Origin of the sequence: Candidatus Mycolicibacterium alkanivorans (genome assembly GCF_022760805.1) — a bacterium.
Classification (GTDB): Bacteria; Actinomycetota; Actinomycetes; order Mycobacteriales; family Mycobacteriaceae; genus Mycobacterium; species Mycobacterium alkanivorans.
In genome coordinates this window covers 1,290,579-1,308,525 of record NZ_JAIVFL010000001.1, presented here as the reverse complement: position 1 = coordinate 1,308,525, position 17,947 = coordinate 1,290,579, and the positions used below count along the sequence as shown (strand labels likewise).

The following is a 17,947-nucleotide window of genomic DNA, read 5'->3' as shown; positions in this document are numbered from 1 at the left end:
CAGCCGTTTCTCCTGATGGCCGATGGCCGGCCGGACGTTGAGGTTCTGGAGTTCTTCCGGTCGGCGGCGTTCCAATCGTTGGCGGCCGGCTCGCAGGAGTCCTATGCCCCGGACATCCAGCTGTTTCTCTCCTTCCTCTCCGTTCAAGACATCGACTGGAGGGCTGCCACATTCGAGCATCTCGCCGACTATGAGTTCTGGCGGCGACGCGACCAGCAGAACCCGGATCGAGTTGGTGCGGCCACGTTTTCACGGGATTTGGCTGCGATCAAGAAGTTCTACGACTGGCAACAGTGGCGCGGCAACGTGGCTGTTTCTCCTGTCGCCCTGCACAAACCCAGCTCGGCTGGGGACTCAGGCTCCACGCGGTTGCAACCGAGTGCTGTCCGCTCGGTCCAATTGAAGTGGCTGACGCCTCGGGCCTTCAAGCGCTGGCGCGACGTGGGCCTCGGCGGCTACCGCAGCGACGGGCGCCGGGATGCGATTTGGCGAGGACGCAACGACGGCCGCAACCTGGCGTTCGCCGAAGCACTGTGGTCGAGCGGACTGCGACTGCGTGAGGCCGGAACGCTGGTCCTGGGAGAAATCCCCAACGCCGACAGCGACGTGCGTTACGCCAAGGCCCGAGTCGGTCAAGCCGTGGCGAAGGGTCGCGGCCGTGATTTCTGGATCAGTGCCGCAGCATTGAAAAGCATTGACAACTACGTCATTTCAACCCGCGCGGCAGCGGTTCACCGGGCCCGATCTGAGGGGCGCTATGACGCGCTGACCGACATCAAGATCGTCGACACGGTGGACCATCACCGCCGCGTCCACTTCACCGACCGGGACGGCAGCAAGGGGACGGTACCGCTGGACAGTCTCGACGCGAATGATCGGCTCAACTTCTACATCACCACTGATCGCGGGCTTGAACCCTGGATGGTGTGGCTGTCCGAAGCCGGTCTGCCGATGCCCTACCGCACCTGGGAAGCGATCTTCACCACGGCCAATATGCGGTGTCAGACCCTTGGGGTAGACATCCATTGTCACCCGCATATGCTACGCCACTCGTTCGCCCTGAGGATGTTGGTCACGTTGATCTACGCACACGAACGCAAGATGGGCATCACCCCTGCCGAGCGGCGCGAGTATCGCCACATCTTCGGTGACCCTTGGGTTTTGGTTCAAACGCTACTGGGCCACGTGAACGTGGAAACCACTCGCAACTGCTATCTCGAACCGGTGTCGGGCCTGCAGGTGGACCTGTTCCTCAATGACGACGTGGCCGAGGATGCCTCGATCGCCGATTTCATCACGAACATCGCAGCGGCGGCTCCCGGAATTGTTGACGCCGAGGAGCAATGAGCGGTGGCCTCGCGTAGAACAGCGGCACTCCCGGCGGGCAAGTACGCCCGGCCCGCCCTGGCAGACCCTGAGCTTCGGCGGCTCTGCTTCACCGACGAGGCGGGACGCACGAGGACATTCTCATTCGATGACGTCGACGGGCCCGTTGAACTGATCGACGACCTCGTTACCGCGCTGGCGAACGGTTCCCAATCCGGTGGCCGTTGGCACACACTGGCGACCGTCGATGCGGCGGTGAGTGCCGTACGACAACTGATTGCCTATCTGGGCACAGAGTTCCCCGAGGTTCACTCGATCACCGACTTCGGTCCCGAGGTGTGGTGGGCGTGGCGGACTGTCAAGGAAAGCCAGGCCCGTTGGCCGGGGCAAGTGAACCTCATGCGGACCGTGCTGTCGGAGTCGCCGCGACTCCCCGAAACCACACGAAAGGCGATGCGAGCGAAGGCCGTGAAGCCTCGGAAACGCTTGCCGGAGAATGATTCCTACAGTCGCGACGAGTTCGGGCGGATCCGCAGTGCGGCCAAGGGTGAGGTACGTCGAGCGCTCCGCAGAATGCGGACCAACACCGAGAGGCTGCACCGGTACCGCGAGGTTGGTGATGTCGGTGACGGAATCACGTTCAATGTCGGCGGGGAGCGGTGGAGCACCGGATCGCTCTTGGAATATCTGTCGCGAAATGGGATGCTTCCCTCGCAGTACCTCGCGAACCGGGTGGTCCTCAAGGGCGGCTTCGATCTGACTGGCGTGTCGAATCCGGCGCAGGCGCTGTTCCCGTCGATACGGGAAATCTATTGCTTGATGGTCCTTCTCGTGTGCGAAAGAGGATTCAACCTCTCCGTCATGGACAACCTCACGGTCACCTCGTTCAGAGCATCCGACGGTGCCGGTGAAGACTCTGTATACACCGTCAACACCGACAAACCGAGAAGAGGAACCAAGCGCTACAGCGCAGAAATCCTCGCTGGCGAGGCCGGAAAGCTATGGGAGAATGCCGTCCGCTTGACCGAGCCATGCCGCACCGCACTGGCAGAGCTCGGAACCCCGTCGGAGAAGTTACTCATCGCCCACCGGCACAAGAACCTCACCGACGATGGCCCGTTCCGGCAGGAATGGTTGACCGCGGGCATCGGCGATCACTACATGGCCGATGCCGGCCTGTTGGCAGACGACGGGACACCCTTGCGGGTGAGTCTGCGACGGCTGCGATTGTCCGAGCAGGTGTTGAACCAACATGCCCGGCAAAACAGCGAATCCGTCAGCGAAGACATCTATCGAACCCCAGACCCGGCCACCGCCGAAGGGGCCGCCGACACCATCATTGACGGACAAGCCGATGCAGTGGCTCATGCCAAAGCCACGGTCACGATCCGCTCGCTGAATGCTGCTGAAGTGACCGCCGCACGCACCGACCCGGAAACCGCCGCGACACAGCTGGGTATCCCGGTGCCGACACTGAAGCTACTGCTCGCCGGAAGCCTCGACACCGCCACCACCGCGTGCACCGACTTCTTGAACAGCCCGTTCGCCGCCCACGCCGGCGAACCCTGCCCGGCCTCATTCTTCGCCTGCTTTACCTGCACGAACGCAGTCATCACTCCCGAGCATCTGCCGCGCCTGGCCACGCTGCTAGATGCCCTCGACAATGTCGCCACGCTCGTGTCCCCAGCCCGGTGGGAGACGAACTACCGAGACCACTACGCGCGTCTACAAGCGATTCTCGAACAGCACGCAACCAACGCCGAGATCGGCGATGCCCGCCGCCACGTCACCGACACTGACCGCGACATCGTCACAGCGCTCATCGGAAGGAAACTCGACGCGTGAGCACCGCAGCAGCCAGCCCGTGGCCACAGCAGACTGGTCACCTCGAACTTGACGACGCCGAACCGGTCATCGCCGACATCGAGCGCGTGCCTGAAAAGCGGCGAGGAATTCTCTCCACCGTGGGCGACAATCGCTGGGATCTCACAACGTTGGTGCAGAAACAGACCGTGGCGGGCACGCTGAGCATCGTCTTCGACACCTTCCCGCCGCGCTATGTCGCCACGGCCAAGCGATTGATCTGGGCGAGCATCAACAAGCCGACGCCGCTAGAGGATCTGGAACGCTCCTCGGCAGCGCGCAGTCAACTCGCGCCGGCGACCGTCTGCACCTTCGCGCGATTCCTGAGGCAGTGGATGACGTGGCTGGCAGAGAGAGACATTCACGAGTTCTGCGCGGTCACCGGCGACGTCTACGACGAGTATGCCGAGCACCTCAAACGACACCGCGGCTCACGGGAGAACGTGGGCAACGTGCTATTCGCCGTGACCCGTGCCTGGCTCTACGCTCCGTACCTTCCCGAAGTCGATCGCCTCGCACGACCGCCATGGGAGAGCAGCCATATCGGGCGCACCTCGGTGCTCGGCCCTGCGAACTGGTCGAGCGAGAACAAGACAACCCCTATTCATCCGCAGACGATGGCCGGCCTACTGGTGTGGGCGATGCGCTTCGTCACCGACTTCAGCGACGACATCCTTGCCGCAAAGACGCTGAAAGCCACACCCCGTGACGTCCCGCCGAGTCTTCAGGCCCTGACGCCCTATCAAAGGTTTCGCGCCTACGTCGAGCAGCGGCGTCGGGATTCACAGACGGTGCCTGGGTGGGTGGCTCCCAATCGGCCGCACATGCGCTCTCTGGCAAAGGGATTCATCGGCTGGCAGCTCGGTCTGTCCCGCGAAGAGACACAGGTGATGAATTCGCACTGGCCGATAGCCGGCCTGAGTGCCAGCGACGAAGCGCACCTCCCTATGCCGATCACAGGTTCCATCGACGGGAAAGACTGGACGCCGGCGATCGGCTTCTACGAAGTCGAGGAGTTGTGCCGCCACCTGGCGACCGCTGCGTTCGTGGTCGTCGCCTACCTGACCGGGATGCGGGGCGAGGAGTGCCGCGCACTGGAGCGTGGCTCCTGCCGAACCCACACCGATCCCGCGACCGGGCAACTCCATTACCGTCTTCACGGCAGAACCTTCAAAGGTGCACTTGATAAGTCGGGCAACGCAATACCCGTCGGCGTCGAACGGGAACAACCCTGGCTGGCCATCGCGCCGGTGGCGAAAGCCGTCGCCGTGATGGAAGCACTGAACCCCACTTCCCAACTTCTGTTTCCGATCGACGCGTTCTCGCTATGGCCCTGCGGTGTCAACGCGGGAAAGGCCGTGCACGCCCGCATGGTTCGGGACCGCATCCAGGACTTGATCGATTGGAGCAATCGTGCCGCCGTGAGGCTCGAACGTCCTCACGAGGTGATCCCTGCCGATCCCGAGGAAGCCGTGACCGTCAAGCGGTTCAGGCGCACACTGGCCTGGTTCATCTACCGCAAGCCAGGCGGCCGAGTGGCCCTCGGCGTGCAGTACGGGCACTTGCGCGGCTATACCACCGATGGCTACGGATCACGGGTCGCCAGCGGCCTCAGAGACGTCTTCCCGATGGAGGAAGCCCTCGCCCGAGCCGACTACCTCGAAGACGCACATCAACGCCTCGAAAACGGTGAGCAGGTGAGCGGTCCAGCTGCCGACCGATACACCCAGGCCATCCACCTCTTCGATCGGCAATTCCGCGGCCGCTACTTGAGCAATAAGCAGGCAGCCGCGCTGCGCACCAACCCGCAACTGCGGATCTACGACAACCCGCAACAGTTCGTGACCTGCTGCTACGACCAGGCCAAGGCCCTATGCCACCCCGACCGGCAGGTCACGGCAAGCCAGCACCGCTCACCTGATGTTTCACACTGCCAACCCGGATGCGGCAACATCGCTCGAACCGACCAGAACATCAACCAGATGCAGGACGCCATCGCGCGGCATGAGGCCGAGATCGCCTCGCCTACAACGCCGATACCCCTGCGCGGCCGACTCGAACAACGCATCACCGCCCTCCAAACCATCGTGGACGAGCATCAAACAACGGGGAGCCGTGATGACCGACCAGGCTGACGAACGGGTGCGCCGCGCGATCCGCGACGCGATGGACCGACTTATCGAGGGCAAGGCGCTGCATTCCGACGGCAAGCTCACCGTGAAGTCACTCGCCGAGGAAGCACGAGTCAAACGATGGCTCCTCACGCATCGGCATACCGACCTCCAAGACGAATTCCGCGCCCGCATCGCCAGCACCAACCCGGAGCCGCCGATCCTGCAGGCACTCCGCGAGGAGAAAACCGATGCTCAGAAGCGCGTGAAAGAGCTCACCGCCGAGGTCAGTGCGCTCACGGCGACGATCCATCAGCTGGAGCGCATCATCCAGGTCTTGGCGCTGGAGAACCAGCAATTCCGGTCAAGCGATCCGGACCTGCGTAAAGTCGTACCGCTTCGAACCGGAGCCGGCCCATGACGCCATGTCCGATGGCCTGAGGGGCGCGCGTAGCCCGACTTGCCTAGAAATGGTCTGGATGCTGACAAACTTGTCGCCGGGCGGGTACGCATCAGACCTGTCCACGGGCAGGAATGGCAGGTAAAGGAGCACGCCAGGTGGCGTTGAAGAAGTCGGATCTCTACTCATCGCTGTGGGCAAGTTGCGACCAGCTTCGTGGCGGAATGGACGCTAGCCAGTACAAGGACTACATCCTGACACTGCTGTTTGTGAAGTACGTCTCTGACAAAGCCAAGACCGATGCCAACAGCCTCATCGAGGTGCCCGCGGGTGGCTCGTTCGACGACATGCTCGCCGCCAAGGGCGACAAGGAGATCGGCGACCGCTTCAACAAGATCATCGCCAAGCTCGCCGAAGCCAACGACCTGCGCAACGTCATCGACCAGGCTGACTTCAACGACGAGGAGAAGCTCGGCAAGGGCAAGGAGATGCAGGACCGCCTCTCCAAGCTCGTCACAATCTTCAACGACCTCGACTTCCGGGGCTCACGCGCCGAGGGCGACGACCTGCTCGGCGATGCCTACGAGTACCTGATGCGCCACTTCGCCACCGAATCCGGCAAATCCAAGGGCCAGTTCTACACCCCGGCCGAGGTCTCGCGCATCCTCGCCAAGGTCGTCGGTATCGGACCGAACACCCGCCAGGACCAGACCGTCTACGACCCCGCCTGCGGTTCCGGCTCACTGCTCCTCAAGGCTGCCGCCGAAGCACCGCGAGGCATGACCATCTACGGCCAGGAAAAGGACAATGCGACCTGGGCGCTGTCCAAGATGAACATGATCCTGCACGGCAACGAGATCGCCGAAATTGAAAAGGGCGACTCCATCACCAGTCCGAAGTTCACCAAGGGTGACCGGCTGCGGACCTTCGACTACATCGTCATGAACCCGCCGTTCTCGGTGAAGTCCTGGAACAACGGCCTCGAAAACGACTACGGTCGCTTCGAATACGGCCGTCCACCAGAGAAGAACGGCGACTACGCCTTCCTGCTCCACGCCCTCACCTCGCTCAAGAGCACCGGCAAGGCCGCGATCATCCTCCCGCACGGCGTGCTGTTCCGCGGTCACGCCGAAGCCGGTATCCGTACCCGCCTGCTCAAGCAAGGTTTCATCAAGGGGGTCATAGGCCTGCCGACAAACCTGTTCTACGGCACCGGTATCCCGGCCTGCGTGGTGATCCTCGACAAAGAGAACGCGGTCGGCCGCACAGGGGTGTTCATGATCGACGCCTCCAAGGGCTTCATGAAGGACGGCAACAAGAACCGCCTCCGTAGCCAGGACATCCACAAGATCGTCGACACCTTCAACAAGCAGATCGAGATCGACGGCTACTCGCGCATGGTGCCGATGAGCGAGATCGCCGATCCGAAGAACGACTACAACCTCAACATCCCGCGCTACATCGACTCATCCGAGCCCGAGGACATGCAGGACCTGTTCGCCCACCTGCACGGCGGAATCCCCGACCGCGACCTCGACGCACTCCAAAGGTATTGGGACGCCTTCCCGCAGCTCCGCAGCCAAATCTTCACCCCGAACCGCCCCGGCTACAGCGGACTCGCCATCGACGTCAGCGCCGTGCAGCAAGCCATCTTCGCTGCACCCGGCTTCCACAAGCTCCAGGACGAAGCCACCGGGATTGTCGAGGATTGGTTCATCAAGCACCGCGACACCCTGGCCGGAATCACCGCCGACACCAGGCCGAACAAGCTGATCACCACCATCAGCGACGACCTGCTGGCACGTTTCAAGCCGACGCCGCTACTCGACGAGTACGACGTCTACGAACAGCTCATGACCTACTGGCACGACGCCATGCACGACGACGTCTACCTGATCATGGCCGACGGCTGGCAAGGTGCCGCCAAGCCGCGCAAGACCATCGAAGACAAAGAACGCAAGCTCACCGAAACCCCCGACCTCGTGGTCGGTTCCGGCCGCAGCGCCACCAAGTACAAGATGGACCTCATTCCGCCGGCAGTGATCGTGGCGCGCTACTTCGCTGATGACCAGGCGAAGATCGATGAGCTGGCAGTGGCGGCCGAAGAAGCCGCCCATGCCGTCGAGGAGTATTTCGAGGAACACGCTGTCGAGGACGGCCTGCTTGCTGATGCCATGGACGAGGACAAGATCTCCAAGGCGCTCGTCGCCACGCGGCTGAAGAACATCAAGTCCGGCGGTGACCCCGACGAGATCAATGCTCTGCAGCAGGCCATCAAGCTCTACGACGCTGAGGCCGCAGCCAAGAAGGCCGTCAAAGACGCCCAGACCAAGCTCGACCTCGCCACACTCAACAAGTACGGCGACCTGACCGAAAGTGGCGTCAGGACGCTCGTACTCGACGACAAGTGGCGCGCGACAGTCGTGCGTCGTATTGCCGGAGAGGTGGAGGCGCTCACTCTCGATTTGGTCGCACGCATCCAACAGCTCGGCGAGCGATATGCGGAGACCGTCGGAGATCTTGATGCTGAGCTTGACGAGCTTCAGGCGAAGGTCTCGCGGCATCTAGCTGACATGGGGTTGCGATGAGCGCGCCTCAGACTCTTCCGCTCGTATCGATCACGGACTGGTCCTCGGGTGGCACGCCAAGCCGCTCAAACGACGCGTACTGGAATGGCACGATCCCATGGATTAGCGCCGCAACCCTCAAAGGGTCACGGATCGGTGGTTCGGATCAACATCTGACTGAGGCTGGCCTTCGTGCTGGGAGCAACCTCGCTCCTAAAGGCGCCACCCTCGTCCTTGTTCGGGGAATGGCGCTACACCGGGAGACACGCATTGGACTGGCGCAACTCCCCGTTAGCTTCAATCAGGATGTTAAGGCGCTAGTCCCCAAGGCGGGGATCGTGCCTGAGTTCCTGCTTTACGCGCTGCAAGCGCGGACCAGCCAGATCCGCGAACTGGTCTCTTCTGCGGGGAGTGGTACAGGTGTACTCAATACGCAACTCCTTCAACGCCTACCGATTTGGGTTCCTAGCCAGGAAACGCAACGCACTATCGTCCAGGCGATGTCCGACGCCGATGATCTGATCGCCACCCTGGAGCGCCTCATCGCCAAGAAGCATGCGATCAAGCAAGGCATGATGCAGCAGCTCCTGACGGGCCGCACCCGCCTGCCTGGGTTAACTGCCGCGTGGGAGACGACCACGGTCGGCCAAGTCTGCGTCACTTTCAGTGGTGGCACTCCATCAACCGCACATCCCGAGTACTACCGAGGCGAAATACCATGGATAGCGTCGGGTGACCTGAACAAGCGGCGCATCGAGTCGGTCGATGGTCGCATCTCCAAGCTTGGTCTCGATCGATCGGCGGCAAGACTCGTTGAGGCAGGGACACCGTTGATCGCGCTCTATGGCGCAACGGCCGGAGTGGCGGCAATAACCGAGATTGATGGCGCTATCAACCAGGCCATTCTTGCCATGGTGCCGTTCGACATCAATGCGGAGTTTCTCTACCAATGGCTTGGTACCAACCGAGGTTCGATCATCGACCGATACACACAAGGGGGTCAGCCGAACCTCAGCGGGGCAATAGTCCGAGACATTGAAATACCTCTGCCATCTCCGAACGAGCAGAAAGCGATCGCTCAAGTGCTTGCGGACGGCGACGCCGAAATCGACGCCATTCGGGCGCGTCTCACCAAAGCCCGCGAAATCAAGACCGGCATGATGCAGCAGCTCCTGACCGGCCGCACGCGACTGCCTGTAGAGGCTGCGTCATGAGTGATGTAGGGCAGGCTGAACGCAAAGCCCAGAACCGCGTGGTGGCGCTGTTTCGCGACCGACTCGGTTACGAGTATCGCGGCAATTGGGAGGGGCGCGAGCACAACGCGAACGTCGAGACCGCGCTGCTGACCCAGAACCTCGCGATGCGCGGCTACGACGACAACCTGATCAACCGGGCCCTCGACCAGCTTGGCAAAGCCGCTTCGGTTGGCGCCGGCCACGACCTGTACGAGGCGAACAAAGATGTCTACGGCCTGCTGCGCTACGGCGTGAAGGTCAAGCCCGGCGTGGGCGAACAGACCGAGACCGTTTGGCTGATCGACTGGACGAACCCCGACGCGAACCACTTCGTCGTGGTGGAGGAAGTCACCGTCGCGGGACACCACACCAAGCGCCCCGATGTGGTGCTGTACGTGAACGGCCTTGCGCTCGCGACCCTGGAGCTTAAACGCTCCAAAGTTGCTCTGTCCGAAGGTATCCGGCAGACCATCGGCAATCAGAAGCCGGAGTTCATCCGCTCGTTCTTCTCGACAGTGCAGTTCGTCTTCGCCGGCAACGATGTCGAAGGGTTGCGCTACGGCGTCATCGACACACCGGAAAAGTACTGGCTGGAATGGAAAGAACCGTCCGACGTCGAGGATCCGCTCGACCGGGCGCTGCTGCAGATGTGCAATAAGCAGCGCGTGCTCGAACTGATCCACAATTTCATCGTGTTCGATGCGGGCGTGAAGAAGGGTCCGCGTCACAACCAGTACTTCGGCGTCAAAGCCGCCCAGGCGCGCATCGCGAAGCGTGAGGGCGGCATCATTTGGCATACCCAGGGTTCGGGCAAAAGCTTGACGATGGTGTGGCTCGCCAAGTGGATTCGCGAGAACCAACCGGATGCGCGGGTGCTGCTGATCACCGACCGCACCGAACTCGATGACCAGATCGAAAAGGTCTTCAACGGTGTCAACGAGCAGATCTACCGCACCAAGAGCGGCGCCGACCTGATCGGCACCCTCAACGCCAGCGAGGAGTGGTTGATCTGTTCGCTGGTGCATAAGTTCCGGGCCGCCGACAGCGATGCCGAAGACGACGAGGCGACGGCCGAGTTCATCACGGAGTTGCACGCCACGGTCCCGAAGGATTTCAAGGCCAAGGGCAACGTCTTCGTGTTTGTCGACGAAGCCCACCGCACCCAGACCGGCAAGATGCACACCGCCATGAAGGCGCTGCTGCCCGAGGCGATGTTCATCGGATTCACCGGCACTCCGCTACTCAAGGCCGACAAGGCCACCAGCATCGAGACCTTCGGCTCGTTCATCCACACATACAAGTTCGATGAAGCCGTCGCCGACGGCGTCGTGCTCGACCTGCAATACGAGGCCCGCAACGTCGACCAGAATCTGGCGTCGCCTGAGCAGGTCGACAAGTGGTTCGAGGTCAAGACCAAGGGCATGACCGATCTGTCCAAGGCTGAACTCAAAAAGCGTTGGGGCACCATGCAGAAGGTCGTCTCCAGTGAGCCACGCGCCAAGCAGATCGTCAACGACATCCTGCTCGACATGGAGACCAAGCCCCGCCTGATGGACAGGCGCGGCAACGCCATGCTCGTCGGCTCATCCATCTACCAGGCCTGCAAGTTCTACGAGCTGTTCTGCAACGCCGGCTTCAAGGGCAAGTGCGCCATCGTCACCAGCTATACCCCCAACGCCAGCGACATAGCTAAAGAAGACTCCGGCGAAGGCAAGACCGAGAAGATCCGCCAGTACGACATCTACCGCAAGATGCTGGCTGACTACTTCGACGAACCCGAAGACACCGCCGTCGGCAAGGTCGACGAGTTCGAGAAAGCAGTCAAGAAGCAGTTCATCGAGAACCCCGGCCAGATGCGGCTACTGATCGTGGTCGACAAACTCCTCACCGGCTTCGACGCCCCGAGCGCTACCTACCTTTACATCGACAAGAAGATGCGCGATCACGGTCTCTTCCAAGCGATCTGCCGTGTCAACCGCCTCGACGGCGACGACAAGGACTATGGCTACATTGTGGACTACCAGGACCTGTTCAACTCGCTGGAAGACGCCATTACTGACTACACCTCGGGTGCGCTCGACGGCTACGAGACGAAAGACATTGAAGGGCTGCTCTCCGATCGTATCGAGAAGGCCCGAGAGAATCTCGATGAAGCCCTCGAGCGTATCCGCGCTCTGGTCGAACCCGTTGCGCCACCGAAGAATACGCTGCAGTACCAGCAGTACTTCTGCGCTACGGAGCAGGGCAATGCCGAACAGCTCAAGGCTAATGAGCCCAAGCGTGTCGAGCTGTACAAGTCCGTGGCCGCCGTCACCCGTGCCTACGCCAACCTGGCCAACGACATGAGCGCCGCTGGCTACACCGCGGCCGAGGCCGAGGCGATCAAGTCAGAGATCGCGCAGTACGTCGACGTGCGCGCTGAGGTGAAGCTGGGTGCGGGCGAGGACGTCGATTTCAAGCAGTACGAGGCAGGGATGCGGTTCCTGCTCGACACCTACATCCACGCCGGCGCCTCAGAAGTCGTCTCCAATTTCGAGGACTCGGGCCTGATCGATCTGATCGTGAAGCTCGGTGCGGGAGCAATCGACAAGCTACCGGCCGGGATCAAGAAGGACCCCGAGGCGGTCGCCGAGACAATCACGAACAACATGCGCAAGGTGATCATCGACGAGCACGCGATGAACCCGAAGTACTACGACAAGATGAGTGAGCTGCTCGACGCCATCATCGAACAGCGCCGCCAGCAGGCCATCGACTACCGGGAGTTCCTGGCCAAGCTGCTCGATGCCGCCAACAAGCTCGGCAGTAAGGAATCCGATACCAAGTATCCCGACTGGGCAGACAACGGCGCTCGCCGCGCTCTGATCGACTTCGGGTGGCCTGACCCGACGATGCCGATCATGGTGGACACTGCGATCCTGACGAGCAAGCCGCACGACTGGGTTGGCAACACGATGAAGGAGAAGGTCGTCAAGCGGGCGATCAGCCGCACACTGCCTGACGACTTCGACCGGCTCGATGAACTATTTGACCTGGTGAAGGCTCGCGATGAGTACCGCTAACGCCTACCTCACCGTCCGCGGCATCGACGTCGACGTGATCTACAAGGACATCAAGAACCTGCACATCGGTGTCTATCCACCGATGGGCCGCGTGCGTGTGGCGGCGCCACGGCGGCTCGATGACGATCAAGTGCGTCTCGCTGTCATCCAGCGGCTGTCGTGGATCAAACGTCAACGCGCGCAACTACGTTCGACTGATCGGCAGTCTGAGCGCGAGATGGTCACCGGGGAATCCCATTACGTCTGGGGTGTGCGCCGCCGACTCAAAGTCGTTGAGCGGCCGGGGCGTGCCCACGTGGAGGCCGACGGTGATCGACTTATCCTGTATGTCTCGCCTGACCGTAACGCCGAGCAGCGCCGCACCATCCTCGACACCTGGTACCGGACGCAGTTGCGCGAGGCGATCCCCGGTTTGATCTCGACCTGGGAGTCAAAGCTCGACACACGGGTGTCGGACTGGATCATCCGTCGTATGCGCACCAAATGGGGAACCTGCAACCGCGAAACTCGACGACTGACGTTCAATGTCGAGCTCGCCAAGAAACATCCGGATTGCTTGGAGTACATCGTTGTTCACGAGATGATGCACTACTTCGAACGCAACCATGGCAACCAATTCACCAAGCTCATGGATGACGCGATGCCCGATTGGCGAACCCGACGCGATCGACTCAACGACGCTCCGCTGGCCGATGAGAAATGGGGGTAGTAGCGGTGTGAGCGAGGCAAGACCAGAGCACAGTATTCCTGCGCTGCCACGAAACATGCGGAGAATTGAGTAGTGACAGATCAATGGCCGTTGCTCGTCGCCGAACCCCTTGAGGGCGAACAACTGGTCAGCAGTCAACTGCGACCACGAGCTGGAGCCGTGGCGATCGACCGGTCGGACTACTCGTCGGCGTGCGATCGTGTGCGTGATCTCTGCGGCACCTGGGGTGGTGCCGGCACTCCGCTCATCCCGGTCAGCTCGTCGGAGAATATCGATCCGCGCTGGTCGAGAATTCTCAACGAGAGCAATATCGATGGAATCGAACGCTCCGATCTTCTGGGTGATGATGCGGTGGGCGAGTACACCGACCTTGAGGGCCCGGTCGCGGCACAACTCATCCGCATCGTGGTAGAGCTCGAACGGAAACTTACCGTACAGACCATTCGAGGTATGGCGCCAGACGATCCTTGGCATCTCGCGTATCTGGCTGTCGCAGGCGATCTCTCACCCCTTCCGCATCCACAAAACACGCAGAACGATCTTCGCCGCGATCTCAGCTTCGACGATGTCCTTACGATCCGCGGCGTTGCTGAAACCGGTTCTGCAGCAGGCCTTCTCGCGTTGCTGCGGGATTTCACGGCGGTGTCGGCAGTCGAGTTAAGCCGATCGAAGCTGCCGAGTGGGCTCCAGGGCGGCTACAACAAAGGCTTCCCATCATCATCGCGCTTCGAGTGGAGCGACGACGTCATCTCCCAACAGTTCGGGCCCAACATCGTCGTCGTCTACGAACCCGGAAACCCCGAAGACCTCGCGCTCATTTGGAACCTTCGCGCGAGATTCCTTCACCCGCCACGGTTTCCACTCGCCGTGCCGATGACACCGACAGTTGAAGATGACATCCGACATCTGAACGAGGCTGGCGCTGCCCACTACTTCGGTTTCGGCCACAACCTCGCACTGACATCAATGTCCATCGCCCAAGATCGCATCGCGACACTAGCCGCAAATGTCAGATTCGATGCCGTCGACCCGTGGGAACTCCTGCGGCCAATCGGTGGCTACTGCTCAATGTCCACCGACGTCGTGCGATTCACCGGGGGCAAGACCAGGATCGCCTCTTTCTCACCGAGTGACTTCCAGGCGATAGGAGGTGGATACCTCGGCAGCCACCAGGGCACCTGGATGAAGCGCAAAACGGTTGTAGTCGACGCACCTCTCCCGCCGTCTCGGACAATGAGACGCCAGGTCTACCACGGCGACTCGCATTACCTCGAAGGGCCAATCACCACCGGCGGCCAAACCGATGGCTTCACGACAGTACGCATGCCATCAGGATTGGAGGTTCTATCAGCCCTAGCAGTCGACCACGGGCTCCGATTGACCGAGAGCGCGCCCGGTAAGGCGGCAGAGCATCTGATCCGCGCGGCGGGCCAGCACCTCTCGATGTTCGCGGCGCCAGGTGTCGTTGAAACGTTGAGCGAGCTGACGCGCGGCCGCAACGTCAGCATCGTAAAGCGGCGACTGAACCAGTTCCTCGCTGATCCGCAACGCGACGAATCGTCCGACCGTTATCTGGCGCTCCTCGACCGCCTCGACCGAGGCCTCGGGTCTCCCGACGCCGAAGAACTCAGTTATCCCACGTTCGATCGGATAAGGCACTTGCTGCGCTTGCGTCGCGACGCAGCCCAACAATGGGTCAGCTGGGCCATGGCCGGCGGCCTGGTCCTCCGAGGCGTGGAAGCCAACTGCACCCGATGCGGCCACAAGCAATGGCGGCCTCTCAGCGAGGCCATTCCGTCGCTCGTGTGCCATGCCTGCGGCTGCACGATAGACAGTCCCCACGGCTACAACCAGATCAACTACCGCTACCGGGCGAGTGAACTCTTGCTGCGTGCAATCAGCCACGACGTGCTCTCGCACGTGCTAGCCATGCGGTACGTGTGCAACGAGCTGGGTGGCAGATCGTTTGTCTTCGGCAGCTATCCGGGAGTTGAGTTCCGGAAGCCCGACAACGATCGCGTCGAGGCAGAAGCCGACGTGATCGTTGTCCTTCGTAACGGGGAAATCGTTCTGGGAGAGTGCAAGACAAACGCGCGTGGCCTTTCTCCGGAGGAGTTGAACAAATTGTGGGAAGCAGCCGACCAGCTCGGCGCCCGAGCGACGTTCGCCGCAACACTGGATCGCGCCGCCAACTGCGGCCAAGAATGGCGAGTGACCGAGGGACCCACTGGACGGCCGCACTTCGCCCTCACCGCCGAGCACCTGTTCGACCTCCGCGGCGGGATGGGGTCACACGAGGATCTCTTCGCTTGGCGGGCCGACTACTCCCCGCGATTCAACACGAACCGCGAGGAAATCACCGGGGCGGAGCTCGCGCGTCGGATCGACGACGAGTTCGGTGCGTATGTGGAGCGGACCGCCACAGACTACGACCAACACACCCGTGCCCCGTGGATTAGATCGCCGAACGATTGACCGGAACCCGCTGAGTTCTCAGGCGAATGTCAGCCGCTTGAGCTAAGCGACTCCATGCGTGACTGCGGCGCGAATCGGAGGTAATCGCAACACGCCGAAACCCTGTACGGAACCCCCATACCAGGAAGAGGCGCAGGGTGAGGGTACTCGGGACACTCCCGTATATCACCTGTTCATGGACGCAGCCTACGAGGTCGGCATTAAAGCCGTTCTAATCACGCCCGCTCGTTTTCTGTTCAACGCAGGGTTCACGCCCAAAGCGTGGAACGAGAAGATGCTCGCCGACCCGCACCTGACGGCGCCGATCTACGTTCGCGACAGTTCGGAACTCTTTCCCGGCACAAAGATTCGCGCAGGAATCGCAGTTACATATCGTGACGACTCGCGCGTCGGCGTTCCGATAGGCACGTTCACGGCATACCCCGAACTCAATACGATTCTGCACAAGGTGCTGGAGTCGGGTGCGGTCTCCCTGGAGACCCTTGGAATCACGAGTTCACGTTCTTATCGCTACACAGAGAAGTTGTACGAGGACCACCCCGACGCGCGCGACATGCGCCCCGAGGGCAACGCCGCACTAGTCAACACAAACACTTTCGAGCAGTTTTCGTTCCTTTACCACGTCGAGGAGCCCAGAGACGATCACAAGTACGTGCAAGTCCTCGGGGTGATCAAGAATAAGCGACTCTTCCGCTGGATTCGCAGCGACTACATCAGCGGCCCGGCGAGCTTCGACAAGTACAAGGTCGCGGTGCCTGCCGCGAACGAGTCGAAGAAGTTGGGCCAGATGGCGGCTCCCCAGGTCCTCGGTCCGCAGGTCGGAGTCACGCAAACGTTCTTGACCCTTGGTGCATTCGAGACCGAAGCCGAGGCGCAAGCCTGCTTTGCCTACGTCAAGACGAAGTTGGCTCGCGCCATGCTTTACGTGTTGAAGGTGACGCAGCACAACCCGCGAAGCACGTGGAAGTTCGTCCCCAAGCAAGACTTCTCAAGCACGTCCGACATTGAGTGGACCAAGTCGATCCCCGAGATCGATGCGCAACTCTGCGCCAAGTACGGCCTTGACGCCGACGAGATCCGCTTCGTCGAGACGGAGATCACACCCATGGACTGACCCGCTGGCGACAGCGATCTCTCAGCGGAGGTTGCTCGCTGAGTGGAGACGCTACTCGGTGGTGCCGGAGTCGAGGCGTGGCCGCGGTCCGCTCATCAACACTCGCCAGCGTGTATGAGGCCGCACACTCTGCAGGCAGCGCGGCGCGCGACGGTAGCGCACCCACACCGATGGCAGTCCGGGCACTTGAATTCCTGGCAGATCCCGCACCGGCCGCTCGACTGCTTCGCCTGAAAGGTCGACTCGCACACCGTATTCGAGCACTCCTGCAGCGGGAAGGTCCAGGTTCCAGATCCGTTCACGGTCGTGGGCCGTAGGGCGATGAAGACGTACCGTTCTTCATGGTCGATCGCGGCCTCAATGCGCATACCGTCGAGTACCGCTCCGGTCTTGTACTCGATGCCCTCATGGAATTCCCGCCGCACAGCCGACTCCATCGCCTCGGCTGCGACACGCCTGAACCCCTCTTGCGCAAAGCCTTTCGGCGGCTGTGGATCGTCGTAGGTTCTCGCAGAGGTGATCACGACCCCGTCTAGGTCGGCGACCGCCAGGAGCCAACGGGAACCTGTGGGCAGCATCTCGCGCACGCGCTGCAGGACCGCGGTACGGGAGGCCTCCCAACGGGCAAAGAGACCGGCCATGACATCCGCCGGGTGGAACGAGGCGTCACGGAGGTCTGCGTCACCTACCGGCATCAGGATCTGAGCGGCGAACTGGTCGGACACCTGCTCCTCGATCTTGCGGCGCTCCCGGTCGGCCATGTCGATGAGCGCGAACCCCCACTGGTCATGCGACTGCTGTAGATGGTGACCAAGCTCGTGGAGAAGGGTGAAGTTGTCGCGGCGCGAGGTCGCTGGGTGCAGGTGGATCGTGGGCGGCGAGGGGCGGTAGTAGCCGCCTCCGCCGCAGCCCGTATTCGCGAGGCCGTCCTCGATCTCCACGGTGATCTCGGTGCTCCGCACCAGCGTCCCGAACGGGTCATCGCGCAGGGCCGCGAGGTTGAAGGTGGTGCACTCCGCGGCGATGCGGGCAGCGATCGCCCGGGCATCGCGCCCAGTTGCGAGGTCGTCCCACCCGTCCACGAC

At 61.7% G+C, this 17,947-nt stretch carries 11 protein-coding genes; 10 read left to right on the top strand and 1 reads right to left on the bottom strand.

Going from position 1 to position 17,947, the window contains the following annotated elements; translation table 11 throughout:
* The first annotated feature begins 15 nt into the window (after positions 1-15).
* The 10 genes from K9U37_RS06485 to K9U37_RS06440 all read left to right on the top strand — a co-directional run bounded on the left by K9U37_RS06485 (position 16) and on the right by K9U37_RS06440 (position 16,862).
* Entirely contained in the window at positions 16-1,347 is a 1,332-nt protein-coding gene (locus K9U37_RS06485) for a site-specific integrase (protein WP_243070999.1), read from the top strand.
* 552 nt (positions 1,348-1,899) lie between these two features.
* Positions 1,900-3,171 (top strand): hypothetical protein, encoded by a 1,272-nt coding sequence (locus K9U37_RS06480; RefSeq protein WP_243070998.1) that lies wholly within the window; start codon positions 1,900-1,902, stop codon positions 3,169-3,171.
* A complete protein-coding gene (locus K9U37_RS06475) occupies positions 3,168-5,324 on the top strand; it encodes a hypothetical protein (RefSeq protein WP_243070997.1) in 2,157 nt (718 codons plus the stop codon). The genes K9U37_RS06480 and K9U37_RS06475 overlap by 4 nt, the downstream gene beginning before the upstream one ends.
* Positions 5,308-5,721: a coiled-coil domain-containing protein gene (locus tag K9U37_RS06470; protein WP_243073252.1), complete on the top strand. Its 414-nt coding sequence runs from the start codon at positions 5,308-5,310 to the stop codon at positions 5,719-5,721. The genes K9U37_RS06475 and K9U37_RS06470 overlap by 17 nt, the downstream gene beginning before the upstream one ends.
* 137 nt (positions 5,722-5,858) lie before the next feature.
* A complete protein-coding gene (locus K9U37_RS06465; RefSeq protein ID WP_243070996.1) occupies positions 5,859-8,288 on the top strand; it encodes a type I restriction-modification system subunit M in 2,430 nt (809 codons plus the stop codon).
* Positions 8,285-9,481, top strand: coding sequence for a restriction endonuclease subunit S (locus K9U37_RS06460; protein WP_243070995.1), 1,197 nt, complete (start codon positions 8,285-8,287; stop codon positions 9,479-9,481). Before K9U37_RS06465 ends, K9U37_RS06460 begins: the two co-directional genes overlap by 4 nt.
* Entirely contained in the window at positions 9,478-12,564 is a 3,087-nt protein-coding gene (locus tag K9U37_RS06455) for a type I restriction endonuclease subunit R (RefSeq protein WP_243070994.1), read from the top strand. Before K9U37_RS06460 ends, K9U37_RS06455 begins: the two co-directional genes overlap by 4 nt.
* On the top strand, positions 12,551-13,273 hold the full coding sequence (locus tag K9U37_RS06450; protein WP_243070993.1) for a M48 family metallopeptidase: 723 nt from the start codon (positions 12,551-12,553) through the stop codon (positions 13,271-13,273). The genes K9U37_RS06455 and K9U37_RS06450 overlap by 14 nt, the downstream gene beginning before the upstream one ends.
* Positions 13,274-13,432: 159 nt before the next feature.
* On the top strand, positions 13,433-15,748 hold the full coding sequence (locus tag K9U37_RS06445) for a hypothetical protein (protein WP_243070992.1): 2,316 nt from the start codon (positions 13,433-13,435) through the stop codon (positions 15,746-15,748).
* A gap of 58 nt (positions 15,749-15,806) precedes the next feature.
* The gene (locus tag K9U37_RS06440; protein ID WP_243070991.1) at positions 15,807-16,862 is read left to right on the top strand and encodes an Eco57I restriction-modification methylase domain-containing protein; all 1,056 of its coding nucleotides are present in this window, start codon (positions 15,807-15,809) and stop codon (positions 16,860-16,862) included.
* Positions 16,863-16,957: 95 nt separating this feature from the next.
* Here the strand turns inward: K9U37_RS06440 and K9U37_RS06435 are convergent, their stop codons facing one another.
* Positions 16,958-17,944, bottom strand: a complete 987-nt coding sequence (locus K9U37_RS06435; protein WP_243070990.1) for an ImmA/IrrE family metallo-endopeptidase — start codon at positions 17,942-17,944, stop codon at positions 16,958-16,960.
* Positions 17,945-17,947 lie beyond the last annotated feature (3 nt).

What these genes read in the sequence shown, in the direction of transcription:
- K9U37_RS06480 (WP_243070998.1), top strand. Translation starts at nt 1,900, where the DNA reads ATGCGGACCAACACCGAGAGGCTGCACCGGTACCGCGAGGTTGGTGAT.
- K9U37_RS06450 (WP_243070993.1), top strand. Translation starts at nt 12,551, where the DNA reads ATGAGTACCGCTAACGCCTACCTCACCGTCCGCGGCATCGACGTCGAC.
- K9U37_RS06485 (WP_243070999.1), top strand. Translation starts at nt 16, where the DNA reads ATGGCCGATGGCCGGCCGGACGTTGAGGTTCTGGAGTTCTTCCGGTCG.
- K9U37_RS06455 (WP_243070994.1), top strand. Translation starts at nt 9,478, where the DNA reads ATGAGTGATGTAGGGCAGGCTGAACGCAAAGCCCAGAACCGCGTGGTG.
- K9U37_RS06470 (WP_243073252.1), top strand. Translation starts at nt 5,308, where the DNA reads ATGACCGACCAGGCTGACGAACGGGTGCGCCGCGCGATCCGCGACGCG.
- K9U37_RS06460 (WP_243070995.1), top strand. Translation starts at nt 8,285, where the DNA reads ATGAGCGCGCCTCAGACTCTTCCGCTCGTATCGATCACGGACTGGTCC.